The following is a 22,239-nucleotide window of genomic DNA, read 5'->3' as shown; positions in this document are numbered from 1 at the left end:
CCTCCGGACAGCCACGGACAGGGAGCGGCCGGGTAGCCTCGATGCGGAGGTTCGATGCGCAACAACGACCCGGGCTCCGAAGAGCACCGCTCCCCCTACGTCCCCAACGCGACGGCGCACCCGTGGCGTCGCATGGTGTCTATCGGCGACTCGTTCACCGAGGGCATCGGCGACCCGGAACCCTCGCTCCCCGGCGGCCATCGCGGCTGGGCCGACCGCGTCGCCGAAGTCCTCGCGGCGCAGGTCGACGACTTCGCGTACGCGAATCTCGCGGTGCGCGGAAAGCTCATCGCGCAGATCGTCGAGGCGCAGATCGAGCCGGCGCTGGCGCTCAAGCCCGACCTCATCACCCTGTCTGCCGGCGGCAACGACGTCATCCGGCCCGGTGGCGACCCCGACCTGGTGGCGGAGCTGTTCGAGGATGCCGTCGCGAGGCTCTCGACGCAGGGCGCGACGCTCGTCGTGTTCACCGGCATCGATACCGACTTCACCCCGGTGTTCCGCGGCATCCGCGGCCGGGTCGCGATCTACAACGAGAACATCCGCGGCATCGCCGACCGCTACGACTGCATCGTCGCCGACCAGTGGGCGCTCAAGGACATCCAGGACCCGCGGTTCTTCGACGACGACCGCCTGCACATGAACCCGCTCGGTCACCACGAGGTCGCGCGGATGGTGCTGCGCGCGCTGAACGTGCCGAACGACCTGCTGCCGATGCAGCCCGACCCGCTGCCGTCGATGACGTGGCGCGAAGCGCGCACGAACGACCTCTTCTGGGCGCGGGAGCACCTGGTGCCGTGGGTGCTGCGGCGGCTGCGGCACCAGTCCTCCGGCGACGCGATCACGGCGAAGCGGCCGGACGCGCTCCCCGTGCTGCGGCGGCTCGACTCGGACGACTGACCGCCGTCAGCGCAGCGCCCAGAGCGCCACGGCGGAGGCCGCCGCGACGTTGAGCGAGTCGACCCCTCCTGCCATCGGGACGGTCACAACCGTGTCCGCGGCGGCGAGCGCGCGCGGCGACAGGCCGTCGCCCTCCGAACCGAGCAGGATCGCGAGGCGTTCCGGCCGCTGAGCCGCGAACTCTTCGAGCGGGACGGCGTCGTCGGCGAGCGCCATCGCCGCCACGTGCAGGCCGGCGGCACGGAGTTCGGGCTCGGCGGCATCCCACTCCGGTAGCCGCGTCCACGGCACCTGGAAGACCGTGCCCATGCTGACGCGGACGCTGCGCCGATAGAGCGGGTCACCACACCGCGGGGTGACCAGCACGGCATCGGCGCCGAGCGCGGCGCAGTTGCGGAAGATCGCTCCCACGTTGGTGTGGTCGCCGATGTCGTCGAGGATCACCACGGTGCGGGCATCGCGCACGACGTCGGCGACGGCCGGAAGCTCGGGCCGATGCATCGCGGCGAGCGCACCTCGATGCACCGCGTAGCCGGTGACCGCCTCGGCGACCGTATCGGGCACGACGTAGATCGGGGCGTCTCCCGAAAGGGATGCCGCGGCGTCGTGCCACTTCTCCTGCACGAGGAGCGAGCGGGGGCGATGCCCCGCGGCCACGGCTCGCGCGATGACCTTCTCGGACTCGGCGATGTAGAGCCCACCCTCGGGCTCTGTCATCCGCCGGAGCGCGACGTCGGTGAGCCCGCGGTAATCGGCGAGCCGCGGGTCGGTTGGGTCGTCGATCCGCACGGTCGTCATGTGCACCATGCTGTCACGCAGGTGCCGCACCCGGTACGACGCGTCACCTCCGCGCAACACGGAGCGCGTAGGCTCGGGACTGCATTTCGGAGGTGGGCATGGGCACGGCGGTGGAACTCGACGCTGACGCCACGGCGGCCCTCGGGCGTGCGATCGATGCGCTCGCCGGACACCGCGTCGCGGTCGTCACCGGCGCCGGCGTCTCGACGGATTCCGGCATCCCCGACTATCGCGGGAAGGGTGCTCCCGTGCGGACGCCGATGACCGCGCAGCAGTTCCTCGCCGACGACGCCAATCGTCGTCGGTACTGGGTCGGCAGTCACCTCGGCTGGCGCGCCTTCTCCGCCGCAGCTCCGAACGCGGGGCACCTGGCGCTCGCCGAGCTGGAGCGTGCCGGCGTGGCATCCGGCATCGTCACCCAGAATGTCGACGGCCTGCACGTGCGTGCGGGCAGTCACCGAGTCGTCGAACTCCACGGCACGATGCGTCGCGTGCATTGCATCCACTGCGGACAGGTCTTCGACCGGCGCGACCTCGCCGTCCGCGTCGAGCGGGACAACCCGTGGATCACTGTGCCCGAGAACGTCGAGCTCGGCCCCGACGGCGACGTGGTCCCGAGCGCCGGCGAAGCCTTCATCGTCCCGGAGTGCTCCGTGTGCGGCGGCGTACTCAAACCCGACGTCGTGTTCTTCGGCGAGTACATCCCGGCCGAGAAGTTCCGCGAAGCCGAGCAGCTCGTCCACGGCAGCACAGCACTCCTCATCGCAGGCTCGTCGCTGGTCGTCAATTCCGGCATCCGTCTGCTCGAACGCGCCCGCCGACGGAAGATGCCCGTCGTCATCGTCAACCGCGGTGCGACGCGCGGCGACGCGCGCGCGACCGTCAAGGTCGACGCCGGAACCTCCGAAGTGCTCGCCGAACTCTCCCGCGCGCTCACCGCCCTGCGCTGAGGGACCGCGTGCGCTGACGCCCCTCCTGCGCCGCATAGGCTCAAGGGGTGACGACTCTCACCCTCGTGCGCCACGGCCAGACCGACTGGAACCTGGGCCGCCGCATCCAAGGCGCGACGGACATCCCGCTCAACGAGACCGGCCGCAGCCAGGCTCGCACAGTCGGCCTCGAGCTGGCCGCCGAGCTCGACGCCGACACCCCCGTCTTCCTCGCGTCGAGCGACCTGTCCCGCGCGCACGAGACCGCTCGGATCATCGCGGATGCCGCCGGCCTCGACGAGCCGCGTACCTATCCGGCGCTTCGGGAGCGCACCTACGGCGAGGCCGAGGGGATGACCGACACGGAGTTCCTGGCACGTTGGGGCTCCTGGCACACCGCGACGATCCCCGGCGCGGAGGAGTGGCCCGATGTCACCCGCCGCGCCCTCGACGGAATGCGGCAGATCGTGCAGGATGCCCGGCGCGCCACCGCACCGCGGGCACCCGAGATCGTCGTCGTCGCACACGGCGCGCTCATCCGAGCCGTCATCCGCCACGCGACCGCAGGGCGGTTCCCGGAGGAAGGTGTACGGCTCGGCAACGGCTCGCGGCACACCTTCCTCGTCGAACGGGAGCGACTCCGGCTGCTGTCTTCCTCCGGCGTCCCCGCCTGATGCTCCGGCGCTGAGCTCAGGCCACGCCGAGCGCCCGGGCGATCACCAGCAATTGCACCTCGGTGGTGCCCTCCCCCACTTCGAGGATCTTCGAGTCCCGGTAATGCCGCGCCACGGGGTATTCGTTCATGAACCCGTTGCCGCCGAAGATCTGCGTGGCGTCGCGCGCGTTGTCCATCGCCGCGTCACTCGCGGTCAGCTTCGCGATCGCAGCCTCCGCCTTGAACGGGCGACCGGCATCTCGGAGCCGAGCAGCATGGAGCCATGCGAGCCGCGACACGTGGACCCGCTGCTGCATGCGCGCGAGCATGAACTGGATCGACTGCCGCGTCCCGAGGCGCTCGCCGAACACAACGCGACTGCCCGCGTAGTCGACAGCCGCGTCGAGGCATCCCTCCGCCGCGCCGGTCGCGAGGGCCGCGATCGCAATGCGACCCTCGTCGAGGATGTGCAAGAAGTTCGCGAACCCGCGGCCGCGCTCGCCGAGGAGGTTCGCCTCGGGCACCCGTGTACCGTCGAACGTCAGCGGATGGGTGTCGCTCGCGTGCCAGCCCACCTTGTCGTACGCGGGCCCGACCCTGAACCCGGGGGTACCGTTCGGCACCAGGATCGTCGACACCTCGCGCGACCCGTCCGGGCGCTCGCCGGTCACCGCGGTCACCGTGACGAACCGGGTGATAGGGGTGCCTGAGTTGGTGATGAACTGCTTCGCGCCGTCGATGACCCACTCCCCGCCGTCGAGGCGTGCGGTGGTGCGCGTCGCACCGGCATCCGATCCCGCCTCCGGCTCGGTGAGACCGAACCCGGCGAGCGCGCGGCCCGCCAGCAGGTCGGGGAGGTGTTCGGCTCGCTGCGTGTCGGTGCCGAAGCGGAACACGGGCATCGCGCCGAGACTCACCCCGGCTTCGAGAGTGATCGCGATTGACTGGTCGACACGGGCGAGGGCCTCGATCGCGAGGCCGAGCGCGACATAGTCGCCGCCCTGCCCACCCACGTCCTCGGGGAACGGCAACCCGAAGAGCCCCATGTCCCCCATCTGGGCGACGACGTCCATCGGCAGCGTCTTCGTGCGGTCGGCCTCATAGGCGACGGGCGCCACCACCTCGTCGGCAAACGAACGGACGAGCCCCGCGAGCTCGACGTGCTCCTCGGCCAGGTCGTACCCGGTCAGCGGCAGGCTCATGCGAGCACCATCGCCCGGCCGGGCTCACGCAGCACGTCGCCGACGTCGGTGAGGAAGCGCGCAGCCTCGGCACCGTCGACGAGCCGGTGGTCGAACGAGAGGCTGAGCGTCAGCACATCCCGCAAGGCGATCTGCCCCTCGAACTCCCACGGCTGACGGCGGACCGCCCCCAGACCCAGGATGCCGGCCTCCCCCGGCACGAGGATCGGCGTCCCCGCATCGACCCCGAAGACGCCGAAGTTGGTGATCGAGAACGTGCCCCCGCTGAGCTCGACGGAGCTCGCCTTCCCTGCTCGAGCCGTCTCGGCGAGCGCACGGATGGCGTCGGCGAGTTCGAGGAGCGTCATCCGCTCGGCATCCTTCACCGAGGGGACGACGAGCCCGCGGTCGGTCGCCGCCGCGATGCCGAGGTTCACGTAGCGACGGCGGACGATCTCGCCAGCTGCCTCGTCCCACGACGAGTTGAGATCGGGATTCCGCGTCAGCGCCAGACACACGGCCTTCGCCGCGACCGCCATGATGCCGATGCGATGCTCCGCATACCGCCGATCCGCCCGCAGGCCCTCGACGAGCGCAACGGTCGCCGTCACATCGACGGTGAGGAAGGTCGACGCGTGCGGCGCCGTGAACGCGGAGCGCACCATCGCGTCTGCGGTGTGCTTGCGCACGCCGCGGATCGGGATGCGCTCCTCACGCTCGTTCGACACGGACGTGGTCGTGGTCGTGCGTTCCGCATACGCCTCGACGTCGTCGCGCGTGATGATCCCTGTGACACCGGATGCCGCGACGAGGTCGAGATCCACGCCGAGGTCCTTCGCGAGCTTGCGCACGGGCGGCGTCGAACGCGGACGCTCCCGCAGTTCGCGCTCGGGCTCCGAGACGGCGATGGCGTCGTGCGGCGCCGCTTCGCGGACCGCCGTATCGGTCGCGCCGGCGCGGGCCTCGCCGCGCGATCTGCGCTGCGGCCGACCCGCGGCGCGCGGTGCGGCGCCGTACCCGACGAGGTTCGGCTCGCGCCGTTCGGCGTCGGCGCCCGGCTGTTCGGCGTCGCCGCCGACGTCGAACGAGACGAGCACCTCGCCGACCGCGACCACGTCGCCGGCGTCGTGACGGAGCGCCGCGACAGTCCCGGCGAACGGCGAGGGCAGCTCAACGACGGCCTTCGCCGTCTCGACCTCGGCGATCGCCTGGTTCAGCGCGACCTCGTCACCCTGGGCGACGAGCCACTGGACGATCTCGGCTTCGGGGAGTCCCTCCCCGAGGTCGGGGAGACGGAAGTCTGTGATCATGCGGACACCTCCGACATGCTGTTCGGGCGGCCGAGAACGCGGTCCACGGCGTCGAGGATGCGGTCGAGATCGGGCAAGTGGTACTGCTCGAGCTTCGCGGGCGGGTAGGGCACATCGTGCCCGGTCACGCGCACCGGCGCCGCCTCGAGGAAGTGGAAGCACTTCTCGGTGACGCTCGCGATGAGCTCGGCCGCCACTCCGCCCTCACGGGACGCCTCGTGGGTGACCACGACCCGGCCCGTGCGTCGAACGGATGCCGCGATCGTGCCGTAATCGACCGGGGACAGCGATCGCAAGTCGATGACCTCGAGCGAGATGCCCTCGTCCTCAGCGGCGAGCGCAGCATCGAGCGCCGTCGTCACCTGCGCCCCGTACGTGAGGACGGTGACGTCGGAACCGGGACGGACGATGTTCGCGAGGCCCAGCGGGGCGGCATCTGCGATGTCGCCGTCGAGCTCGACGCCGCCCTTCGCGTGGTATAGCCGCTTGGGTTCCAGGAAGATCACCGGGTCGTCGCATGCGATCGCCTGACGCAGCATCGTGTACGCGTCCTGCGGGTTCGAGCACGCCACGACGCGAAGGCCCGCGGTGTGCACGAAGTACGCCTCGGGCGACTCGGAATGGTGCTCGGCAGCGCCCACACCCCCGGCCCACGGAATCCGGATCGTGAGCGGCATCCGCACCTGCCCCTGCGTCCGGTAGTGCAACTTCGCGACTTGGCTGACGATCTGATCGAACGCCGGGTACACGAACCCGTCGAACTGGATCTCGACCACCGGTCGGAATCCGCGGAACGCCAGGCCGACCGCCGTGCCGACGATGCCCGACTCGGCGAGCGGGGTGTCGAGCACCCGTCGCGGCCCGAACTCCGCCTGCAGTCCGTCGGTGATCCGGAAGACACCACCGAGCGCGCCGATGTCCTCGCCCATGATGAGGACTTTGTCGTCGTCGGCGAGCGCCCGCCGGAGTCCGGCGGTGAGCGCCTTGCCCATCGTGAGCTGGGTCATGCCACACCGCCATCCGTGCCAAAGCCGTCGAGGTAGGCGGCGAACTGCGCACGCTGCTCGTCGATCCCCGAGTGCGGCTCGGCGTACACGTGATCGAAGACCCGCAGCGGCGCAGGCGGGGCGATCCCCACGACGGCACTGCGCATGGCGGCCGTGAACCGGTCGGCATCCGCCGTGACGGCCTGCTGGAACGCGTCGTCGAACGCGCCGACGGAGCGAAGGTACGCCTCGACCCGACCCAGCGGGTCACGTGCGCGCCAGTGGTCGAGTTCGTCGGTGTCGCGGTACCGGGTCGGGTCGTCCGACGTCGTGTGCGGCCCCATCCGGTACGTGACGGCCTCGATGAACGCCGGGCCCTCACCGCTTCGCGCATGATCGGCGGCCCACCGCATCGCTGCGACGCAGGCGAGCACGTCGTTGCCGTCGATGCGCATGCTCGGGATGCCGAACCCCGGCGCCCGGCCGGCGATCGGGTACTGCGCCTGCAGCGCGACCGGCTCGGAGATCGCCCACTGATTGTTGGAGCAGACGAAGACGACCGGGCTGCCGTACGACGCGGCGAAGACCATCGCCTCGTTGACGTCGCCCTGGCTGCTCGCCCCGTCGCCGAAGTAGGCGACGGCGATCTGGTCACCGCCGTCGCGCTGGATACCCATCGCATAGCCGACGGCGTGCAAGCTCTGCGCCCCGATGATGATCTGCGGATTGGCGACGTGCACCGCGAACGGGTCGTACGACGAGTGCGCCGCGCCGTGCCACACCATCACGAAATCGGCCGGCGCGACGCCGCGGACGAGCTCGATGCCGATCTCGCGATAGCTCGGGAAGAGGAAGTCGTCGTCGTGGCAGGCCCACGCCGTACCCACCTGCACGGCCTCCTGCCCCTGTGCGGGCGCCCAGAGCCCGAGGTGCCCCTGCCGCTGCAGGGCGACGCCCTCCGCGTCGAGACGACGGGTGAGCGCCATGTCGCGGTAGAGCTGGCGCAGCATCGCGGTGTCGACGTCGGCGATCCAGGGATCGAGCCGTTCGTCGGCGACACGGGCGCCGGTGTGGTCGAGGAGCCTCGCGACGTCCTCGGTGTCGGTGGACCGGGCCGCGGCCGGGGTCAGAGTATCGGTCATCATCGTCCTCTCTGATCGCGATCGCACGTCTTGTGGACAGGCGATCGGCGCAGAACACCGGCTTCGTCGCCGGATGCCGCGAGACTATGCCGACATCGCACCTCGCTCAAGCATCGACGCGCTCGTTGAGCATCCTGCGCAAACCCCGCGCCGAGCCCCTGCTATGGTTTCGCACTATGAGCGCCCTGGACCACGTCGATCTCGAGCTCCTGAACGCCCTCGCCGAGGACCATCGAGCGACCGTCGTCGCGCTCAGCGAGCGACTCGGCCTGAGCCGCAACACGGTGCAGGCACGCATGGCGAAGCTGGAGCGCTCCGGCGTCTTCCTGTCGTACGAGCGCGCGATGTCGCCCGCCGCCCTCGGGTACACGATCGACGCGATCCTGCACGTGCAGGTGCGTCAGGCCGACCTCCCCCGTATCACGGTCGAGCTCGAGCAGATCCCCGAGGTCGTGCAGTGTCACGGCCTGAGCGGACCGGTCGATCTGCTCGTGCGGGTCGCCGCGCGCGACACGCAGCACCTGTTCGACGTCGACGCCCGCATCCTGGCGATCGACGGCGTGGAGCGCACCGAGACCTCGCTCGCCATGGGCGAGGTCATCGGATACCGGGTCCGACCTCTCCTGGCAGCGGCTCGACGGGAGCACTGACCGCCGCAGCGGCGCGCGCATCGAGCCGGACGAGCACGACGCCGACGAGGATGAGCGCGCCACCGAGGAACTGCACCGGCGCCGGCGTCTCGGCCAGCAGGATCCACGCGAACATCAGCGCGAAGAGCACCTCGGAGAGTCCGACGAAGGATGCGACCCGCGAGCCGATCAGCGGCACGGCCATGACGCCGAAGGCGTAGCCCGCCGCGGTGCAGACACCGACGAGGAGCAGTGGCACGATGGCGGGCAGCTCGAGCCCGACCAGGTCGACCGTGAGCGGGGGCGCGGCGAACGGCATGATGCCCGTCACGGTGAGGATCCCCATGGCGATCGCACCGACCAGTAGTCCACCCGACGCGAGTGCGAGCGGCGGCAGATCGGGACCCGTGCGCTCGCTCATCGTGAAGTAGACGCACACGCAGACGGCGGCGAGGAGTGCGAGCCCGACACCCACGAGGTCGAATCGCGCGCTCGTGACGTCCACGACCAGGACGAGTCCGACCATCGCGATCACGGACCCCGCGATCACCGCGCGCGACGGGGTCATGCGCGTGCGCGCCCACACGAAGAGGACGAGCATCACCGGGGCGAGGTACTGGATGAGGAGTGCCACTGCCACCGGCATCCGCTGCATGGCGGAGAAGAAGAGGAGCTGGCAGCCGACCACCGGGATCAATCCGAAGGCAGTGAGCGACAGCCAATGAGTGCGGAGGAAGCCCCGCTGCGCGCGGAGCGTGCGGATCAGCGCCGGCGACACCACGAGCCCCGCGACCGTCATACGGACCAGGAGCACCGCGGACAGCGACCATCCGCTCTCGAGCAGCGGCTTCGCGATCGGCCCGCTGATCGAGAACGCCAGCGCGCTCGTCACTGCGAGCAGCAGTCCGCGGGCGCCGAGCGCGGCCCGCGCGGGCACGACCGGGAGGACGATCGGGTGGGGTGCGGTGTGCGTCACGTCGGACTCCTCGAACTGGCGCGTGGACTGCGGAGCCAGTGTCAGGAGTGACCTGTGCTTACACTGGTGACACTACTGCTCGTCGACGTCAGGAGTCAACACCGTGTTCATCCGTGACACCGAGCTCTCGCTTCGCGCTGCGACCGCGCTCGTCAACTCCCTGCCCGAGACCGACGCCGAGGGCATCGATCGGCTCGCGACGCTCGACGATCTCGCCGCGTACCTGCAAGAGTTTCCCTACAGCGGGACGATCCGCCGCGACGACGTAGAGCTCGCCGAGCTCCGTGCCGCGCGCACTCGTCTACGGCTGCTGTGGACCGGCGACCGCGAGGCCGCCGTGCCGATCGTCAACGCGATGCTGCGGGAGGGGAAGGCACTCCCCCAGCTCGTCATCCACGACGCGTACGACTGGCACATCCACGCCACCGACGACGCGGCGCCACTGGCGACGCGCATCACGGTGGAGGTCGCGATGGCCTTCGTCGACGTCATCCGGTCGGGCAAATTCGACCGCGTCCGTACCTGCTCGGCCGACGACTGCTCATCGGTCTACATCGACTACTCGAAGAACGGCTCGAAGCGCTACTGCGACACCGGCAACTGCGGCAACCGCATGAACGTCAACGCGTACCGGCGTCGGAAGGCCGAAGAAAGCGCCTGATCGCGGATGCCGCTTCGCGTGGCGTCTCGTAATGGATGAGGTGCCCGACGCCGGGGATCACCTCGAGTTCGGCATCAGGGAACCGGTCGCGCAGGGTGTACTGCGCCGACAGCGGTGTGATGTCGTCCTTCTCCGCGACGACCAGCAGCGTCGGCTGCGCGATCGCCGGCGCGGACTCGCGGACATCGTGCGACACCGAGGTGACGAAGGCGTCGCGGAGCGTGTCACGGTCCGCGAACCGCGAGAAGTACGTGTCGTGCTGGTCGTGGACGAACCGGCGGATCGCGGCATCCTTCGTCTTCACCATCGCGAGGCTCATGATCCGCACGATGAGCGGATTGCGCAGCAGCGCTTCTCCCACGCGGGCGGGGAGCTTCGCACCGGCGTCGTAGTAGAACACCGCGAGCCGGGTGAGGATGCCGCGCGGTCCCTCGAGCGCGGGCGCGCCGATCGGGTTCACCAGGATCAGCTTCGGCGTCGCGAGGCCCCGCGCGACGGCCGCAGACGCGACGATCGAGCCGAACGAGTGGCCGAGCACGATCGCGCGCGGCGCGACGGCCGCGACGAAGTCGGTGAGCCACTGGGCATAGGCGTCGAGGTCGTGCCTGCCGGACAGAGGCGCGGTCTCGCCGAACCCCGGCAGGTCGGGCGAGATGATGCGGAACCCGGGCAACTGGGCGATCACCGGCTCGAGGCCGTGATGCTCGCCGCGGAATCCGTGGACCGCGACGATCGTCACCTCGGCGTCATCCGCCCCGTACACCCAGTAGGCGGTGGCCGATCCCGCAACCTCCGCCTCGCGCCGCTCCACCGGTATCTGTGCGAGCTCGGCGGCGTACGGGTTCGGGACGGTCACCCGTCGAGTCTACGAGGGCGGCGTGCCGCAGCCGCGATGTCGGAGCATCCCCGTAGCGTCGGAGCATGACCGGCTGGCATGCGATCCCCCTCTGGGATGACGACACCTTCGGCGACGCCGCTGCGGTCGCGCCGGAGCCGGTCGCCGTCGCACCCGTCGTCGCCGAGGCGCTCGTCGAGGCACCCGCATCCGGCATCCGGATCGGCGTGTTCGACCTCGAGACCACCGGCGTCGACGTCCGCGAGGACCGCATCGTCACCGCACACGTCGGCGTCCTCGACGCGACGGGTGCCGTCGTCGAGGCCCGCAGCTGGATGGCCGACCCCGGAATCGAGATCCCCGAGGGCGCGAGCGCCATCCACGGCATCAGCACCGAGCGCGCGCGAGCCGAAGGTCGACCCGCCGGCGACGTCGTGGCCGAGGTCACCGCGGCGCTGCGGGCGCTGTTCGACGCCGGCATCCCGGTCGTCGCATACAACGCATCGTTCGACTTCTCGATGCTCCGGTACGAAGGCATCCGACACGGACTCGCGACGATCGACGCACCATCGCCGGTCGTCGACCCGCTCGTCGTCGACAAGACCTACGATCGCTACCGCCGCGGCAAGCGGACGCTCGAGGTCGTGGCGGCGCACTACGCCGTCACGCTGGAGGGTGCGCACGACGCCGCCGCCGACGCGGTCGCCGCTGGGAGGGTCGCGCAGGCGATCGCCGCGCGCTTCGAGCTCGATCTCGCCGCACCCGACCTGCACACCCAGCAGATCGCGTGGGCGCGAGCGCAGGCCGAGAGCCTCACCGAGTACTTCATCAAGGTCGGCCGCCTCGATCCCGAAGACGCGCTCGACGGGAGCTGGCCGATCCGCTGACCCGCCGACCGCGGGCGGCCGGAAACGACGAACGCCCCGCCGAAGCGGGGCGTTCGATGCGGCTGCTTACTTGCTGCCGAAGTTCTTGAAGCGCTGGTTGAACTTCTCGACGCGGCCGGCCGAGTCCATGATGCGCTGCTTGCCCGTGTAGAACGGGTGCGAAGCGGACGAGATTTCGACGTCGATGACCGGGTAGGTCTCGCCGTCCAGCTCGATCGTCTTGTCGCTCGTGACCGTCGAACGGGTCAGGAAGGTCTCGCCGGAGCCGAGGTCGCGGAACACGACGGCCTTGTACTCGGGGTGGATGTCAGTCTTCATTGGGTTCCTCACGAAGTGCCCTGGATTTTGCCAGCGGCGGGTGGAAGTCTGCGGCGCGAGTGCGCCAAAGAGAGATTCTATCAGGATGCCGCGCGTGCGGCGAACCGGCCGTCCTCGGCGGTCAACGTGATCGGCATGCCGAACGTCTCGGTCAGCGATTCGGCGGTGAGCGCGTCGGCGATGGGCCCCTGGGCGACGACCCGGCCTTCGCGAAGGAGGAGCACGTGGGTGAAACCGACCGGGATCTCCTCGACGTGGTGCGTCACCATGATCATCGCGGGGGTCGACGCCTCCTGCGCGTAGCCCCCGAGCAGGCCGAGGAGCTCTTCGCGGGCGCCGAGGTCGAGGCTCGCGGTGGGCTCGTCGAGGAGGAGGAGCTCGGGGTCGGTCATGACGGCGCGCGCGATCTGCACACGCTTCTGCTCGCCATCGGAGAGCGTTCCGAAGGTGCGGTCGGCGAGGTCGGCGAGACCCCACTCCCCCAGCACACGCCGGGCGCGGCGCTCGTCGATCGGTTCGTAGTCCTCACGCCAGCGGCCGAGCACCGAATAGGCCGCGGTGAGGACGACGTCGATGACCGCTTCATCCTGCGGCACGCGCTTGGCCATGGCCGACGACGCGAACCCGATGCGCGGCCGAAGGTCGAACACGTCGGTGCGACCGAGTCGCTCGTCGAGGACCGTCACCGATCCCGAGGTCGGGTGGATCAGGGTCGCCGCGAGCTGCAGGATCGTGGTCTTGCCGGCGCCGTTCGGCCCGAGCACCACCCAGCGCTGATCAGCTGCGACGGTCCAGTCGATACCGTCGACGATGTTGCGGGCGTTGCGGCGGACGACGACATCGGCGAGTTCGAGGACCTCAGACATGGTTCCCAGCCTATCCGGCGGGAGCAGCCACCTCGCGGTAGAGCGCCGCCGTGGCGTCGGCGATCGCCTCCCAACTGAACGCGGTCGCCGCGCGCTCGCGACCGGCGGTGCCGTACGCCTTCGCACGCTCGCGGTCGGCGACGACCTCGGTGAGCGTCGCGGCCAGGTCGGCGACGAACCGGTCGGGGTCGAGCGGCGTCCCGGTGCCATCCTGCGCCTGCTCGATCGGCACGAGGCGTCCGGTGACGCCGTCGACGACGACCTCCGGGATGCCGCCGGTCGCGGTCCCGACGACCGCAGCACCGCATGCCATCGCCTCGAGGTTCACGATGCCGAGCGGCTCGTAGACCGATGGGCAGACGAATGTGGTGGCGGCGGTGAGGATCGTGCAGAGATCCTGTCGGGGCAGGAACTCCTCGATCCAGACCACGCCGTCGCGCGTGGCCTGGAGTCCGCGCACGAGCTCTTGCACCTCGGCCATGATCTCGGGGGTGTCGGGCGCACCGGCGCAGAGGACGAGCTGCACCTCGGGCGGCAGCATCTCGGCGGCCCGTAGGAAGTACGGCAGGCCCTTCTGCCGAGTGATGCGCCCGACGAAGACCACTGATGGACGCGACGGGTCGATGCCCCACCGCTCGAGCAGTTCTGGGTCCTCGCGCGGCTGCCAGGCATCGACGTCGATGCCGTTGTAGATAACCCGCACCTTCGTCGGGTCGAGGTCCGGGTAGCTGCGGAGGATGTCGCGCCGCATGCCGTCGCTGACGGCCACGACTGCAGCCGCGTGCTCATACGCCGCCTTCTCGACATAGCTCGACACCGCGTATCCGCCGCCGAGCTGTTCGGCCTTCCACGGGCGGAGCGGTTCGAGCGAGTGGGCGGTCACGACGTGCGGGATGCCGTGCAGCATCGAGGCGACCATGCCGGCGAAGTTGGCGTACCACGTGTGGCTGTGCACGACATCGGCCCCCGCGACGTCGGCCACGATCTCGAGGTCGGTACCGAGGGTCTGGACGGCTGCGTTCGCGCCGGCGAGACCAGCCGGGACAGCGTACGACGACGTGCCTGGTTCGCCCCGTTCGGCACCGAAGGCACGCACCTGCACCTCGAGTCGTTCCCGGAGCGACCTCACCAATTCGGTCACGTGGACACCCGCGCCTCCGTACACCTCGGGCGGGTACTCCTTCGTGATGATGTCGACGCGCATGGTCCGAACTCTAGGGCACGTGAAACACGCGACATAGTCCTGGCCGCGCGGCCGCTTAGCGCCATAGTGTGGGCACATGCCTGCATCGCCGAAGGTCCTCGGTATCGTCCTCGCCGGTGGCGAGGGCAAACGCCTCATGCCACTCACTCAGGACCGGGCGAAGCCCGCCGTCCCGTTCGGCGGTCAGTACCGCTTGATCGACTTCGCGATCTCGAACCTCATCAACTCGGGCCTCCGGCAGATCGTCGTGCTGACGCAGTACAAGTCGCACAGCCTCGACCGCCACGTGTCGCAGACATGGCGCATGTCGGCGCTGCTCGGCGCGTATGTGACGTCGGTGCCGGCGCAGCAGCGCCTCGGCAAGCGGTGGTTCTCGGGCTCTGCCGACGCGATCCTCCAGTCGCTCAATCTGATCCACGACGAGAAGCCCGACATCGTCGCGGTCATCGGCGCCGACCACGTCTACCGCATGGACTTCCAGCAGATGATCGACGCGCACATCGCCTCCGGCGCACGTGCGTCGGTCGCCGGCATCCGTCAGCCGATCGAACTCGCGAACCAGTTCGGCGTCATCGACGTCGATCCGACCGACGGGTCGACCATCCGAGAGTTCCTCGAGAAGCCGCAGAACCCGGCAGGGCTCGTCGACAGCCCGCAAGAGGTGCTCGCGTCGATGGGCAACTACGTCTTCGACACCGACGCCCTCATCGAGGCGGTCGAGGCGGACGGCGAGTTGCCGACGTCGAACCACGATATGGGCGGCGACATCATCCCTTACTTCGTGAACCGCGGCGAGGCCGCCGTGTACGACTTCAAGCGCAACGACGTGCCGGGATCCACAGATCGAGACCGCGACTACTGGCGCGACGTGGGGACGATCGACTCGTTCTTCGACGCGCACATGGATCTCATCTCCGCGCTGCCGGTGTTCAACCTGTACAACACCGACTGGCCGATCCGCTCGCAGTCGGTGAACTCGCCGCCCGCGAAGTTCGTGCGAGACGGCGTGGGTCGCATCGGCAACGCGATCGACTCGATCGTGTCGCTCGGCTGCGTGCTGTCCGGCACGCACCTCGAGCGGAGCGTCGTCGGACCGTGGACGCTGTCCGGCGGTGGCTCGACGATCACCGACTCGGTGCTCTTCGACTACGTCAGCGTGGGGGCCGGGGCACGAGTGCACCGCGCGATCCTCGACAAGAACGTCGTCCTCGAGCCGGGTGCCACCGTCGGCGTCGATCGCGAGCTCGACCTCGCCCGCGGATTCACGGTGACGGACAGCGGGCTGACAGTCGTCGGGAAGAACGTGCGCATCCGAGCGTGACCGCGGCCGGGTAGCGTGGGACAGTGCCTGACGCCCGCTTCCTCGTCGTGTTCGACGCCGATTCCACGCTGATCCGCAACGAGGTCATCGAGCTCATCGCCGACGAGGCGGGCCGCGGCGCAGAGGTGGCGGCGGCAACGGAAGCCGCGATGCGCGGTGAGGTCGACTTCGCCGAGAGCCTCCGGTCGCGTGTCGCCGAGCTCGCAGGCGTGCCGTTGACGGCGTTCGAACGCGTCCTCGCCCGCATCGAGCCGACGCCCGGGGGACGCGAGCTCATCGACGCCATTCACGCGCGCGGCGGCATCGCCGCCGTCGTCTCGGGCGGATTCCACGAGATCCTCGACACCGTCGCACCGAGCCTCGGCGTGGACGTGTGGCGCGCCAACCGTCTCGCGCACGCCGACGGTGCGCTGACGGGCGTCGTCAACGGTCCGATCGTCGATGCCGCTGGAAAGGCCGCCGCACTGCGTGAGTGGGCCGAGCAGCACGGCGTGCCGATGTCGCAGACGTTCGCGATCGGTGACGGTGCGAACGACCTGGTGATGATGGATGCCGCTGCCCTCGGCATCGCGTTCAACGCGAAGCCCGCGGTGCGCGCGCAGGCCGACCTCGTCGTCGGCCCGGTCGACCTGGCGGAAGTGATCCCGCTCCTCCCCTGAGCGCTGGTGGGTGTCGGGGGTGCCGCGTATGGTCGCGGCATGGACGTCATCCTCATCCCCGGCCTCTGGCTCGACGCGTCGTCGTGGGACGACGTCTCGGCTGCACTGCGTGACGCCGGTCACACCCCGCATGCCTTGACGATGCCCGGCACCGGCGAACCGGCATCCGTCTCGGCCGACATCGGCATCGCCGACTGGGTCGCCGCTGCCGTCGAGCGGATCGATGCGATCGACGCGCCCGTCGTCCTCGTCGGGCACAGCGGCGGCGGCAACGTCGCGTGGGGCGCCGCCGAGGCACGCGCGGATCGAGTGGCTCGTGTCGTCTTCGTCGACACGACACCGCCGCCGCCCGGCGCCGAGATCTCGGAGTTCCCGGTCGAGGATGGTGTGATCGCATTCCCGGGGTGGGACTTCTTCGACGACGAGGACGTCGACGACCTCGACCAGGCGACGCGTGAGCGCACCGCGCCGTTGACCGGCTCCGTCCCGGCGAAGGTGCCCACCGATGCGCTCACGCTCGAGGGCACGGCGCGCCACACCGTCCCGGTCACGATGCTCATGGGCGGGATGGACGAAGCGACCTTTCGGAGCGTCGTCGCCCAGTGGGGGGCGTTCGCAGCCGAGTTCGAGGCGATCGAAGACGCCCACGTCGTCCGGCTCGGAACCGGCCATTGGCCCCAGTTCTCGAACCCGACGGTCCTGATCCGAGAGCTGCTCGCCGCGATCGGATGACGCGGGTCAGTGCCCCATCCCGAGGCCGCCGTCGACGGGGATGACGGCACCGGAGATGTAGGCGGCGTCGTCGGAGGCGAGCCAGGCGACGACGGATGCCACCTCGGCGGCATCGCCGAAGCGGCCGGCCGGGATGTTCTTCTTGTACTCGGCCTGCGTGTCTTCGGGGAGCGCGGCGGTCATGTCGGTCTCGATGAAGCCGGGTGCGACCACGTTCGCGGTGATCGCGCGAGCACCGAGCTCACGAGTCAGCGAGCGGGCGAAGCCCACAAGCGCGCTCTTGGACGACGAGTAGTTGATCTGCCCGGCCGAACCATAGAGCCCGACGACCGAGGAGATGAGGATGACGCGTCCCCAGCGTGCGCGGAGCATGCCCTTCGCCGCGCGCTTGACGACGCGGAACGTCCCACCGAGGTTGGTCGAGACGACCGAGTCGAAGTCGTCCTCGCTCATGCGCAGCAGGAGCGTGTCCTTCGTGATCCCGGCGTTCGCGACGACGATCTCGACCGGCCCGAGCTGCTGCTCGACCTCGGCGTATGCGGCGTCGAGCGACGCGGCATCCGTCACGTCGGCACGCACCGTGAGCGTGCCCTCGGGGCCTTCGCCCGACCGCGCGGTGACGGCGACCTTGTAGCCGTCGGTGACGAAGCGCTCGGCGATGGCGCGGCCGATGCCGCGGTTGCCTCCGGTGACGAGGACGACGCGATCAGAGGACATGGTGCTCCTTGCTCGGGCAGCGGTGAACCGAACCAGCCTAGCCGCGTCGCGACGAGTACGCTGGTGGTGCAGCCGCATGAAGGAGATGTCCGTGACCGACGACACGAACCCCACCCCGCCGACGCCGCCCGAGGGCGAGGTCCCGCAGCCGCCTTCCGGTGCCGTGCGGCCGCCTGTCGGTGACGCGCCCACCCCTCCGCCCGCAGGATACGACGCTCCCCCGTCCGGGGCGTATCCCCCGCCGGCCGCACCGGTCTACGGCGCACCCGGATACGCGGCCCCGCAGTATCCGCCGCCGGCCTACGGCCAGCCCGCACCCGCATACGGCTACACGTACGCGCCACCTCGCCCGACCAGTGTGCTCGCGATCGTGTCGCTCATCGCATCGGTCGCCGGGCTTTCGCTCATCCCGTTCATCGGCTCGATCGCCGGCGTGATCACCGGGCACATGGCGCTCAAGAACCTGAAGACCTCGGGTGAGAACGGTCGTGGCATCGCTCTTGCCGGCACGATCGTCGGCTGGGTCGGCACCGGCATCTGGCTGCTGTTCATCGTCTTCTGGGTGATCTGGTTCGTCTTCGTCATCGGGCTCGCGGCATCGTCGGGCTCGGGTTCTTGGAGCTGATCACACGTCACGCCGCATGAGATCGAGCTCCACACCGTCGGCGACCTCCCTCGCCACGGCGCCGGAGGACGACGCCCGCGCGCGCTCCCGCAAGTACTACATCACCATGGGCGTGCGCATGGTGTGCCTCGTCCTGATGGCCACCGTGACGCCGTACAGCTGGTACACCTGGGTGTTCGCGCTCGGAGCGGCAGTGCTGCCCTACGTCGCCGTCGTGGTGGCGAATGCCGGCAGCGCACCGACCGCGCGGCGCGCGGTGGACCCGCGACGCGCGGTCGAGGCGCCTCCTGGTGCGCCGCGCGCGGCCGAGCCCGACGACCCCGGCGTCTTCCGGATCAACGAATCGCCACGATCGGAAGACTCGTGAGCGGCGCCCAGTGCTCCCGCGCCGGATGCCGCGCCGTCGCCGGATGGCAGGTGGTGTGGCGCAACCCCCGGATCCATGGACCCGAACGACGGAAGATCTGGGCGGCCTGCGACGCGCACCGCGAGTTCCTCCACGACTACCTCGCCTCGCGCGAATTCCCCGTGGAGGTCATCCCCATGCCCGTCTCGGATGCCTCGTGAACAGTCGCACCGCGCTCCGGTGGAGCGGCTACGTCGCTGTCGCGATCGTCTTCGCGATCGCCTGCGCCATGTTGTCGAACTGGCAGTTCGCGCGCACCGCCGAGCGCGACGCGGAGCTCGCCCTCGTCGCCGGGAACTACGACCAGGCTCCCGTCGCACTCGCTGAGGTGATCGCTCCCGGCGCGAGCTTCGACGCCGACGACGAGTGGCGCCCGGTGCTGCTGCGGGGCACGTACCTCACCGACGAAACGGTGCTGGTGCGGAACCGGCCGCGCGGTGGCACCAGCGCGTTCGAGGTCCTCGTACCGTTCCTCACCGATGACGGACGGATCGTCGTCGTCGATCGCGGCTGGGTTCCGCCGGGTCGAGACCAACCCGAGCCGGATGAGATCCCCGCCGCCCCCGACGGAGAGGTCGTCGTGACCGGCCGCCTGCTTCCCGGGGAGCAATCCGCCCGCGATGGCCGTTCCGCCCCTGACGGGCAGGTGCCCACGATCGATCTCCCGCTGATCTCGGACGGGATCGATGCCGGCGACGCGATGCTCACGTCGGCCTACGTCCTCATGTCCGCGGAGGATCCCGCCCCGGCGACGGCGCCGAACCAGCTCGAAGCGCCGTCGGAGGACCCCGGACCGCACCTGTCGTACGCCATCCAGTGGATCCTGTTCGCCGTGATGGGCTTCGCGTTCATCTGGTACATGATCCGCACCGAGGTGAAGCATCGCCGCGAAGACGACGAGGACGAGGCATCCGCTCCCCAGCGCACACCGCGCGCACGTCGCGATCGCGACATGGAAGCCGAGGACGAGCTCCTCGACGCCCGCTGAGCCCGGGTCAGCCGGACCGCGTCACGCCAAGGTGCCCGGACCGCGTCACGCCAAGGTAATCAGGTCGATGTAGTCGCGACCCCAGATGTCCTCGACACCGTCGGGGAGGATGAGCACGCGCTCGGGGTTCAGCGCCTGCACCGCACCCTCATCGTGCGAGACCAGCACGACCGCGCCCTCGTAGTGCGCGAGTGCGCCGAGGATCTCTTCGCGCGACGCCGGGTCGAGGTTGTTGGTCGGCTCGTCGAGCAGCAGCATGTTCGCCGACGACACGACGAGCGTCGCGAGCGAGAGTCGGGTCTTCTCACCGCCCGAGAGAACACCGGCCGGCTTCAGGACGTCGTCACCGGTGAAGAGGAACGACCCGAGCACCTTGCGCGCCTCGGTCGCCGTGATGTCGGGGGCGGCCGACATCATGTTCTCGAGCACAGACCGGTCGACGTCGAGGTTCTCGTGCTCCTGGGCGTAGTACCCGACCTTGAGGCCGTGCCCGGGCTCGATGACACCGGTGTCGGCCTTGTCGACGCCCGCGAGGATACGCAGCAGCGTGGTCTTGCCGGCACCGTTGAGGCCGAGCACGACGACCTTCGAGCCGCGGTCGATTGCAAGGTCGACGCCCGCGAAGATCTCGAGCGACCCGTACGACTTCGACAGGTCCTTCGCCATGAGCGGCGTCTTGCCGCACGGCGCAGGCTTCGGGAACCGGAGCTTCGCGACCCGGTCTTCCTGGCGAACCTCCTCGAGGCCCGACAGCATCTTCTCGGCGCGCGCGACCATCTGGTGGGCAGCAGCGGCCTTCGACGCCTTCGCACCGAAGCGGGCGGCCTGCAGCTGCAGCGCGGTCGCCTTCTTCTCGATGTTGACGCGCTCCTTCTTGCGGCGCTCCTCGTCTGCGACGCGCTGACGCAGGTAGTTCTTCCAGTTCATGTTGTAGGTGTCGATGACCTGACGCATCGCGTCGAGGTAGAACACCCGGTTGACCGTCTCGCCGACGAGCTCGATGTCGTGACTGATGACGATGAGGCCGCCCTTGTAGCCCTTCAGGAACTCGCGGAGCCACACGACGCTGTCTGCGTCGAGGTGGTTCGTCGGCTCATCGAGGATCATTGTCTGCGCGTCGGAGAACAGGATCCGGGCGAGCTCGATGCGGCGGCGCTGGCCGCCCGACAGCGTCTTGAGCGGCTGGTCGAGGATGCGGTCGGGCAACGAGAGGTTGTGGGCGATGGATGCCGCCTCCGCCTCGGCCGCGTAGCCGCCGAGGGCCTCGAACCGCTCGGTGAGGTTGCCGTACCGGCGCATCGCTTTGTCGGCGACGGCAGGGTCGTCGTGGCCCATGAGCTCGGTCGCCTCACGCATGCCGAGCGCGAGCGTCCCGAGCCCGCGGGCGTCCAGGATGCGGGTGCGGGCGAGCATCTCGGGGTCGCCGGACCGGGGGTCCTGCGGCAGGTAGCCGAGTTCGCCGGATCGTTCGACCTTGCCGTCGGCCGGGATGAGGTCGCCGGCCAGGACCTTGGTCAGCGTGGTCTTGCCGGCGCCGTTGCGACCGACGAGGCCGATCTTGTCTCCGGGCGACACACGGAAGGAGACCTCGGACATGAGGGTGCGCGCGCCCACGCGGATCTCGAGATCGTGCACGGCGAGCACAGCGGACGTCCGTTCTTCGGGAGGGAAAGCGGCCGATCGGCCAAATCCCCAGTATAGATCTTGTCTCGTGTCCACATCGTTTCGCGCGCCCGGGGAAGCGGCCCATAGGATTGCGCCGAACGAGCGCGCCCCCGCGCGCACCGACGCTCCAGGAGGCCGCATGTCCCTGTCCACCGCCGTCCGGCGCCCCGTCCTCGCCGATCTGATCGCGCAGCCCACGACGCGTGCACGGTCGCTCGCGACAGATGCCGCGCTCGTCGTCGCGGGCGTGGCCCTCGTCGCCCTGCTCGCCAAGGTGTCGTTCTTCATCGGTCCGGTGCCGATCACGGGGCAGACCCTCGGCGTGATCGTCGTCGGTGCGGCGCTCGGCGCACGACGCGGTGCGATCGCACTCACCTCGTACATGCTTGCGGGCCTCGCCGGAGCGCCGATCTTCGCGGGCGCCCTCGCCGGCCCTGCATACGTGCTCAGCCCCTCGTTCGGGTTCATCCTCGGATTCATCCCCGCCGCGTTCCTCGCCGGCTGGTTCGCCGAACGCGCGTGGGACCGGAAGCCCGTGCTCGCATTCGTCGGCTTCGTCGCCGCCTCGATCATGCCGTTCCTCGTGGGCGTCCCCTACATGGCGCTGATCCTCGGCGCCGTCGTCGGCACCGACGTGACGTTCGCGCTCGTCATGAGCTCCGGCGTGCTCCCGTTCATCGTGCCCGGCCTCATCAAGGCGGCGTTCGCCGCGCTGCTCGTCCCGGCCGCATGGCTCGGCGTCCGGGCGGTGGAGCGCCACCGGCGCCGCTGACCGACGACGTCTCGACGAAACGGCCTCCACTTGGGTGGGGGCCGTTTTCGCGTCGTCACGGATTTCGTCAGGGGTCT

At 69.8% G+C, this 22,239-nt stretch carries 26 protein-coding genes; 14 read left to right on the top strand and 12 right to left on the bottom strand.

The features are described from left to right. Positions 1-54: 54 nt before the first annotated feature. Complete coding sequence (locus tag QNI14_RS12350) at positions 55-900, top strand: SGNH/GDSL hydrolase family protein (protein ID WP_283716925.1); 846 nt, start codon at positions 55-57, stop codon at positions 898-900. A gap of 6 nt (positions 901-906) precedes the next feature. Here the strand turns inward: QNI14_RS12350 and QNI14_RS12345 are convergent, their stop codons facing one another. Then, positions 907-1,698 (bottom strand): TrmH family RNA methyltransferase, encoded by a 792-nt coding sequence (locus tag QNI14_RS12345; RefSeq protein ID WP_283716924.1) that lies wholly within the window; start codon positions 1,696-1,698, stop codon positions 907-909. A gap of 98 nt (positions 1,699-1,796) precedes the next feature. Between QNI14_RS12345 and QNI14_RS12340 the strand changes: the two genes are divergently transcribed. Further along, on the top strand, positions 1,797-2,648 hold the full coding sequence (locus QNI14_RS12340) for a Sir2 family NAD-dependent protein deacetylase (protein WP_283716923.1): 852 nt from the start codon (positions 1,797-1,799) through the stop codon (positions 2,646-2,648). Positions 2,649-2,695: 47 nt separating this feature from the next. Next, entirely contained in the window at positions 2,696-3,301 is a 606-nt protein-coding gene (locus QNI14_RS12335; protein WP_283716922.1) for a histidine phosphatase family protein, read from the top strand. Between the two features lie 16 nt (positions 3,302-3,317). On the opposite strand, the gene QNI14_RS12330 is transcribed toward QNI14_RS12335, so the two are convergent. Genes QNI14_RS12330 through pdhA form a run of 4 tightly spaced genes read right to left on the bottom strand, consistent with a single transcriptional unit; the run spans position 3,318 to position 7,901 of the window. Further along, positions 3,318-4,484: an acyl-CoA dehydrogenase family protein gene (locus QNI14_RS12330; RefSeq protein WP_283716921.1), complete on the bottom strand. Its 1,167-nt coding sequence runs from the start codon at positions 4,482-4,484 to the stop codon at positions 3,318-3,320. Next, complete coding sequence (locus QNI14_RS12325) at positions 4,481-5,773, bottom strand: dihydrolipoamide acetyltransferase family protein (RefSeq protein ID WP_283716920.1); 1,293 nt, start codon at positions 5,771-5,773, stop codon at positions 4,481-4,483. Before QNI14_RS12325 ends, QNI14_RS12330 begins: the two co-directional genes overlap by 4 nt. Continuing rightward, positions 5,770-6,780, bottom strand: a complete 1,011-nt coding sequence (locus tag QNI14_RS12320; RefSeq protein WP_283716919.1) for an alpha-ketoacid dehydrogenase subunit beta — start codon at positions 6,778-6,780, stop codon at positions 5,770-5,772. Before QNI14_RS12320 ends, QNI14_RS12325 begins: the two co-directional genes overlap by 4 nt. Further along, positions 6,777-7,901: a pyruvate dehydrogenase (acetyl-transferring) E1 component subunit alpha gene (pdhA, locus tag QNI14_RS12315; protein WP_283716918.1), complete on the bottom strand. Its 1,125-nt coding sequence runs from the start codon at positions 7,899-7,901 to the stop codon at positions 6,777-6,779. The genes QNI14_RS12320 and pdhA overlap by 4 nt, the downstream gene beginning before the upstream one ends. 176 nt (positions 7,902-8,077) lie before the next feature. Between pdhA and QNI14_RS12310 the strand changes: the two genes are divergently transcribed. Continuing rightward, a complete protein-coding gene (locus QNI14_RS12310) occupies positions 8,078-8,551 on the top strand; it encodes an Lrp/AsnC family transcriptional regulator (RefSeq protein WP_283716917.1) in 474 nt (157 codons plus the stop codon). On the opposite strand, the gene QNI14_RS12305 is transcribed toward QNI14_RS12310, so the two are convergent. Then, positions 8,499-9,506 carry an EamA family transporter gene (locus QNI14_RS12305; protein WP_283716916.1) on the bottom strand — a complete coding sequence of 336 codons (1,008 nt, stop codon included), beginning with the start codon at positions 9,504-9,506 and terminating at the stop codon, positions 8,499-8,501. The two genes, QNI14_RS12310 and QNI14_RS12305, sit on opposite strands and share 53 nt — an antisense overlap. Positions 9,507-9,609: 103 nt before the next feature. Between QNI14_RS12305 and QNI14_RS12300 the strand changes: the two genes are divergently transcribed. Then, positions 9,610-10,167 (top strand): CGNR zinc finger domain-containing protein, encoded by a 558-nt coding sequence (locus tag QNI14_RS12300; RefSeq protein ID WP_283716915.1) that lies wholly within the window; start codon positions 9,610-9,612, stop codon positions 10,165-10,167. Here QNI14_RS12300 and QNI14_RS12295 read toward each other — a convergent pair. Beyond that, the gene (locus QNI14_RS12295; protein ID WP_283716914.1) at positions 10,127-11,023 is read right to left on the bottom strand and encodes an alpha/beta fold hydrolase; all 897 of its coding nucleotides are present in this window, start codon (positions 11,021-11,023) and stop codon (positions 10,127-10,129) included. The two genes, QNI14_RS12300 and QNI14_RS12295, sit on opposite strands and share 41 nt — an antisense overlap. A gap of 65 nt (positions 11,024-11,088) precedes the next feature. On the opposite strand from QNI14_RS12295, the gene QNI14_RS12290 reads away from it, so the two are divergent. Continuing rightward, positions 11,089-11,889 carry an exonuclease domain-containing protein gene (locus tag QNI14_RS12290; RefSeq protein ID WP_283716913.1) on the top strand — a complete coding sequence of 267 codons (801 nt, stop codon included), beginning with the start codon at positions 11,089-11,091 and terminating at the stop codon, positions 11,887-11,889. A gap of 66 nt (positions 11,890-11,955) precedes the next feature. Here QNI14_RS12290 and QNI14_RS12285 read toward each other — a convergent pair whose 3' ends face one another. From QNI14_RS12285 to glgA, 3 genes are all read right to left on the bottom strand, one after another. Further along, on the bottom strand, positions 11,956-12,207 hold the full coding sequence (locus QNI14_RS12285; RefSeq protein WP_184218081.1) for a type B 50S ribosomal protein L31: 252 nt from the start codon (positions 12,205-12,207) through the stop codon (positions 11,956-11,958). Between the two features lie 80 nt (positions 12,208-12,287). After that, positions 12,288-13,073, bottom strand: a complete 786-nt coding sequence (locus QNI14_RS12280; RefSeq protein WP_283716912.1) for an ABC transporter ATP-binding protein — start codon at positions 13,071-13,073, stop codon at positions 12,288-12,290. 10 nt (positions 13,074-13,083) lie between these two features. Then, complete coding sequence (glgA, locus tag QNI14_RS12275; RefSeq protein WP_283716911.1) at positions 13,084-14,277, bottom strand: glycogen synthase; 1,194 nt, start codon at positions 14,275-14,277, stop codon at positions 13,084-13,086. 76 nt (positions 14,278-14,353) lie between these two features. Here glgA and glgC point away from each other — a divergent pair, with 76 nt between their 5' ends. Genes glgC through QNI14_RS12260 form a run of 3 tightly spaced genes read left to right on the top strand, consistent with a single transcriptional unit; the run spans position 14,354 to position 16,989 of the window. Continuing rightward, positions 14,354-15,598, top strand: a complete 1,245-nt coding sequence (glgC, locus tag QNI14_RS12270) for a glucose-1-phosphate adenylyltransferase (protein WP_283716910.1) — start codon at positions 14,354-14,356, stop codon at positions 15,596-15,598. A 23-nt stretch (positions 15,599-15,621) separates the two neighbouring features. Beyond that, complete coding sequence (gene serB / locus QNI14_RS12265) at positions 15,622-16,257, top strand: phosphoserine phosphatase SerB (RefSeq protein ID WP_283716909.1); 636 nt, start codon at positions 15,622-15,624, stop codon at positions 16,255-16,257. Positions 16,258-16,296: 39 nt separating this feature from the next. Continuing rightward, the gene (locus tag QNI14_RS12260; protein ID WP_283716908.1) at positions 16,297-16,989 is read left to right on the top strand and encodes an alpha/beta fold hydrolase; all 693 of its coding nucleotides are present in this window, start codon (positions 16,297-16,299) and stop codon (positions 16,987-16,989) included. A gap of 6 nt (positions 16,990-16,995) precedes the next feature. Here the strand turns inward: QNI14_RS12260 and QNI14_RS12255 are convergent, their stop codons facing one another. Continuing rightward, a complete protein-coding gene (locus tag QNI14_RS12255) occupies positions 16,996-17,706 on the bottom strand; it encodes a beta-ketoacyl-ACP reductase (RefSeq protein WP_283716907.1) in 711 nt (236 codons plus the stop codon). A 91-nt stretch (positions 17,707-17,797) separates the two neighbouring features. Between QNI14_RS12255 and QNI14_RS12250 the strand changes: the two genes are divergently transcribed. Genes QNI14_RS12250 through QNI14_RS12235 form a run of 4 tightly spaced genes read left to right on the top strand, consistent with a single transcriptional unit; the run spans position 17,798 to position 19,725 of the window. Further along, the gene (locus QNI14_RS12250) at positions 17,798-18,331 is read left to right on the top strand and encodes a DUF4190 domain-containing protein (protein WP_283716906.1); all 534 of its coding nucleotides are present in this window, start codon (positions 17,798-17,800) and stop codon (positions 18,329-18,331) included. A 16-nt stretch (positions 18,332-18,347) separates the two neighbouring features. Next, a complete protein-coding gene (locus QNI14_RS12245; protein ID WP_283716905.1) occupies positions 18,348-18,698 on the top strand; it encodes a DUF3099 domain-containing protein in 351 nt (116 codons plus the stop codon). Then, the gene (locus QNI14_RS12240) at positions 18,695-18,898 is read left to right on the top strand and encodes a hypothetical protein (protein ID WP_283716904.1); all 204 of its coding nucleotides are present in this window, start codon (positions 18,695-18,697) and stop codon (positions 18,896-18,898) included. The genes QNI14_RS12245 and QNI14_RS12240 overlap by 4 nt, the downstream gene beginning before the upstream one ends. Next, a complete protein-coding gene (locus QNI14_RS12235) occupies positions 18,895-19,725 on the top strand; it encodes an SURF1 family cytochrome oxidase biogenesis protein (RefSeq protein ID WP_283716903.1) in 831 nt (276 codons plus the stop codon). The genes QNI14_RS12240 and QNI14_RS12235 overlap by 4 nt, the downstream gene beginning before the upstream one ends. Before the next feature lie 45 nt (positions 19,726-19,770). Here the strand turns inward: QNI14_RS12235 and QNI14_RS12230 are convergent, their stop codons facing one another. Then, positions 19,771-21,369, bottom strand: coding sequence for an ABC-F family ATP-binding cassette domain-containing protein (locus QNI14_RS12230; RefSeq protein WP_283716902.1), 1,599 nt, complete (start codon positions 21,367-21,369; stop codon positions 19,771-19,773). A gap of 160 nt (positions 21,370-21,529) precedes the next feature. Between QNI14_RS12230 and QNI14_RS12225 the strand changes: the two genes are divergently transcribed. Continuing rightward, on the top strand, positions 21,530-22,162 hold the full coding sequence (locus tag QNI14_RS12225; RefSeq protein ID WP_283716901.1) for a biotin transporter BioY: 633 nt from the start codon (positions 21,530-21,532) through the stop codon (positions 22,160-22,162). Positions 22,163-22,239 lie beyond the last annotated feature (77 nt).

It is taken from the genome of Microbacterium dauci, from assembly GCF_030065535.1.
GTDB classification, from domain to species: Bacteria; Actinomycetota; Actinomycetes; order Actinomycetales; family Microbacteriaceae; genus Microbacterium; species Microbacterium dauci.
The sequence above is the reverse complement of the archived record's forward strand: the minus strand, read 5'-3'. Positions and strand labels throughout refer to the sequence as shown.